Annotated in this window: 2 protein-coding genes; both read right to left on the reverse strand. The window is 73.7% G+C overall.

Annotation, left to right across the window (positions count from 1 at the left end; genetic code table 11):
- Positions 1–221: UvrD-helicase domain-containing protein (locus tag M3498_03335; protein ID MDQ3458329.1), on the reverse strand; the 221-nt coding region annotated here is incomplete at its 3' end.
- Positions 222–252: 31 nt separating this feature from the next.
- Positions 253–2,555: ATP-dependent nuclease subunit B (locus M3498_03340; protein MDQ3458330.1), on the reverse strand; the 2,303-nt coding region annotated here is incomplete at its 5' end.

The following is a 2,555-nucleotide window of genomic DNA, read 5'->3' on the forward strand; positions in this document are numbered from 1 at the left end:
GGGCTCGACACCGGGTCCAGGGTCACGTCCAGGTAGCGGCCCGTCGCGAGCCGCGTCGCCAAGCCCTCGCCGCCGCGCCCGCGCAGCTCGCCCGCGGCCACCCGGGTGAAGGTCACCCCGGCGAGGCGCCTAAGCGGCGTGCCCGCGGCGACGAGCGCCAAGTAGCGCAGGACCAGGCTGGTCGTCTTGCCGGTGCCGGCCGAGGCGACGCGGACCTTCATCCGTTCATCCCAGCCACTCCCGGCCCACCACCTAGGGCCGCGCCTCCCGGCACAGGTCCTTGACGGCGCAGTCACGGCAGATGAAGCCCGGCTTAGCGCTCACCTCACCCTGGGCGAAGCGGGCGTGGGCCTCCGCGACGCGCCTCTCGCAGCTCGAGAGCTTTTTCCAGACGTAGGTAATCTCGCCCTCTACGGCGTCTTGCGGTTCGCCCAGGAGCGGCCAGACGGTGATCTGCACACGGCTCACCTGGCGGCCCCAGCGCGTCAAGAGGTAGTGCGCCGCCCACCACTCCGCCCAGCGGCCGTCCACGAGCACCCTCGCCGCGGCGGGACTGCCTGCTTGGCCGGGCGGGACGAAGTGGTAGAGCGTGACCCGGCCGTTCCCTCGCTCGGCGGCGTCCAAGAGAACCTGCGGTGCGCCCGCCTCGGGCAGGCGCAGCCCGTAGGCGAGAGCGCGCAGCCGGGGAGCGTGCTCCCCCAGCCACGCCTCGGCCTGCGGGTAGCGCAGCGCCAGCGCCGCCAGGCGCGCCTCGCTGAGCCGCTGCATCTCCCTCAGCTCGGAAACGAGTGCCCGCCACCACGGCCTCTCTCCATGCAGGGAGAGGCGCCGCTCGGCCCAGTAGCGAAAGGCGCAGCGCTCGTAGTGGCGCAGGCTCTCGACGTGGGCGCCGCCGAGCCGGACGGGGCCGGTGGCGGGGGTGTAGCGGGTGCTGGAGGCGAGCTCCAGGCGGCTCCCCACGGGGATCGGCGTCAGGCCGCTGGCGGCGAGCACCAGCGCCGGCTCGAGCAGGAGCGGCCCAGCCTGGTCCGCCTCGGGATAGGAGACGACCTGCTCCTCGCCGCGGCTCAGGAGTTCGGCGAAGAGCAGGCGGTCGCGGCCCGCGAAGCGCCTGGGCAGCACCGCTCCGCCAGAAGTTTCCGTGCCAAACACCCCGGCGCCAGAAAGCCCGGCGCCAAAGACCTCACTGGCGGGACGGCGCCCCTCCTCGGGCACGAAGTAGTCCTCGCCCTCGCCGGCCCCGTAGGCGCCTCCCACCGCGTGCATGAGGTAGACGCGGCGCCACCTCCGCCCCGAGGCCAGCTTGGCGCTGAGCAGGGCCACCCCGCCCTTGGGCCGGTCGTAGACCCGCGTCGCCTGCAACAGGGCCGCCCACCAGCGCCGGAAATCGGCGCCACGCGCCAGGCTGCGGGCCTCCTTGGCGCGCAGCAAAAAGGCCTCGCGGTAGGGGCTGTCGGCCACGGCGGGCAGGCTGTTCACGAGCTCGCGCGCCCAGTCCTCCTCGTCGCCGGAGCGCAGCAGGCGGCCCAACCAGGCCTCCCAGACGGCCGCCACACCGAGCTCCTGGGCCAGCCTCGACAGCGCCTCGTGCCCCGCCACCCCGCGCGCCAGGGCCTCGCGGGCGAGCGGGGCGAGCTCGGGCAGGACCAGGAGCTTCGAGGCGGTCGGCCCGTCGGGCAGCTCGATGAGGTCTAGGAGCATGCGCCCGCCGGGGGTGTCGGCGAGCGCCTTGGGGGACTCGTCCATCAGCGGCACGCCGTACTCGTCGGCGAGCGCGGCAAAGGCCCTGGCCTTGCCCTCGGGCACGATGACCGCCAGCTCGAGCGGGTCCATGCCGCTCGCCAGGTCGCGCTTCAAGGAGCGCAGCACCCAGCGCGCCTCGGCCACCGGGTTGGGCGCGCGGTAACACGGAGGATGGGGCCGCGCGGGCGCCGTAAGCCGCAGCGCCGCACTGTATTCGGCTCTGCCCTCGTAGCCGGGCGGCGCCTCGGGCAGGCCGAGCCAGAGCGGAAGCCGCTCGGCGAGCGCCTCGTAGACGCTCAGCTCGAGCGGGCTCAGCTCGCGAAAGCCGTCCACCACCACCAGGTCCACGCCGAGCTTGACCTCGCCGCCGCGCTCCAAAAAGGCCAGTGCCTCGCTGCGGAAGTCGTCGTAGTCCCAGCCCTCGCCCTTCAGCTGCTCGTAGCGCGCGAAGACCCGCTTGAAGCGCTCACTCTCGCGGTCGAGGGCGGGAACATCGTCCGGGCCGAGGCCGTAGCGCTTGCTCTCGGCGATCGCCTGGGCGAAGAGGCTCGCCTCGCCCGGCGAGGGTAGGGCTTCTTCCAGCCGCAAGAGCGCCTCGCCGACGAGCGCTATCCGGGCGGTGCCGACGATGAGCGGCTTGAGCTTCAGGGCCGCGGCCAGGAGCCGGTAGTAGAGCTGCTGCGAGGAGAGCACCTCGAGGCCCAAGACCGCCCCCGCCAGGGTGGCGCGGCGGTAGACGGCGTCGCGCTGCTGGGGTAGGCCGATCCAGAGGACGCGCCCGCGCCGCGCCAAGACCTCGTGGGCTCGCGCCA

The organism is Deinococcota bacterium (genome assembly GCA_030858465.1).
GTDB lineage: Bacteria > Deinococcota > Deinococci > Deinococcales > Trueperaceae > JALZLY01.